The sequence below is a fragment of the Kurthia sp. Dielmo genome (assembly GCF_000307285.2).
Taxonomy (GTDB): Bacteria; Bacillota; Bacilli; order Bacillales_A; family Planococcaceae; genus Kurthia; species Kurthia populi.
Genome location: NZ_HE578960.1, coordinates 105,246 through 106,729 on the forward strand (window position 1 = coordinate 105,246; position 1,484 = coordinate 106,729).

Annotated in this window: 3 protein-coding genes; 1 reads left to right on the forward strand and 2 read right to left on the reverse strand. The window is 43.1% G+C overall.

What is annotated here, in order from left to right; genetic code table 11:
* On the forward strand, positions 1 to 333 hold a 333-nt coding region (locus tag KTHG_RS21355), incomplete at its 5' end, for a hypothetical protein (protein WP_186439621.1).
* A gap of 42 nt (positions 334 to 375) precedes the next feature.
* On the opposite strand, the gene KTHG_RS14070 is transcribed toward KTHG_RS21355, so the two are convergent.
* Both KTHG_RS14070 and KTHG_RS14075 read right to left on the reverse strand, forming a co-directional pair.
* Positions 376 to 1,218, reverse strand: a complete 843-nt coding sequence (locus KTHG_RS14070; RefSeq protein ID WP_139994476.1) for a DnaA ATPase domain-containing protein — start codon at positions 1,216 to 1,218, stop codon at positions 376 to 378.
* Between the two features lie 13 nt (positions 1,219 to 1,231).
* Positions 1,232 to 1,438, reverse strand: a complete 207-nt coding sequence (locus KTHG_RS14075; protein WP_139994478.1) for a hypothetical protein — start codon at positions 1,436 to 1,438, stop codon at positions 1,232 to 1,234.
* Positions 1,439 to 1,484: the final 46 nt, after the last annotated feature.

Genomic DNA, 1,484 nt, shown 5'->3' on the forward strand with positions numbered 1-1,484 from the left:
ATAAAACAATTAAAAGACTGGACACGACGACTTGTCCTATTTATCGTCTGTACACCAATTTCTATTATTCCATTTATACACTGGTTTGGTTTAAGCGGTTTAATTGGCACCGCCCTATTTTTCATTGCCGCAGCCATCGCCACATATAAAATTGAAATCATTAAAAAACGCAACCATTTAAAGACCCCACAGGATATCTCAGCATTTTACACTGGAAATGCTACAGAACAATCCGCACTATCACATCGTAAAGCACGTATTATTGTATTTACAACTACATTTCTTATAGTTGGTGTGATTGCATGGATCAGCTTCTCCACGATTTTAGGCTAATCAGTCGTTGTAAAATAACTTGTATAAACGTGAAACAGCCTGCTAAAACCCAAGCGAGCGCTTATCAGGGGTATCTTTAAAAAGAATATGCTCCACCTTACGCATTGCGCGCGACATCATCTTTTTATCATACATGGGTGGAATGAAGCGGCCGCCTTCTCGGTAGCCTGTCAAAAGACGCTGCCCACTTAAATTTGTCGTAATAATCGTTGGCTTATGCTGGCGACTATTTAATATACTTCGTAGCACATTGCTCGTATATTCACTCGCCCGCTTATCGCTATAAATATCCCCAGTTTCCGCACCTAAATCATCGAGTACGAGCACATCCGCCTTACTTGCGAGCGTCACAAAATAATTTTGCGTATACATACTCTCTCTGTTACCCACACTATCACGCATCAGCTCCATTGTCCGACCAAAATCTAAAAATAAAGTACGTCGATTTTGCGGTGAGGCCTCATTGACCTGCTGTAAAATACTCATCGCCAAATGACTTTTCCCGCATCCTGTCTCTGGCGACTGAATCCAGACATTAAACACCTCGCCCTGAATAAAGCGCTCTGCCACACGAACCGCGAGCATTTTATTCAGTTGCTCCTCCTCTGTCTCTGCTATAAAGTTATCAAAATTTGCCTGCCGAATCGTATCATCCTGAATAATCGAATGCCGACTAAGCGTGCGGTAGCGCTCCAATCGCTCAATATCGAGACAGCGCTTTTGCTCAGCAGCCTCTATTTGCTGATGCAGTGCCTCTGTGCCGCAAAAAGGACATTGCGATACCTCATATGTCGGCGGTAAGTATACAAAATCACTCTGATGCCGCGTACAATAATTCGACTTATCCCACTGTAAAGCACTCAGTACATCGCGTATATTTTTCATGCTAAGCACTCCTTTAAAATGAAATTTTCACACCACCAAAAGACGTCGACAACAATGAATTTTTCAGTAAATAATCCGCGTAAAAAAGGACCGGCTTTCCTTTCGTATGTGCTTGACTTAATGCTTCCGTAATGACGGCCACATTCTTATATGCTTCCACTAAGCCCGCTAATTCAGGAGGAGCCGCTTCACCCGTAAGCTCCGTTTGAACTACCCCCACTTAGCCGTTCTTCGAACGTTACTTGAAGTGGGAGTTTCCTACGAAC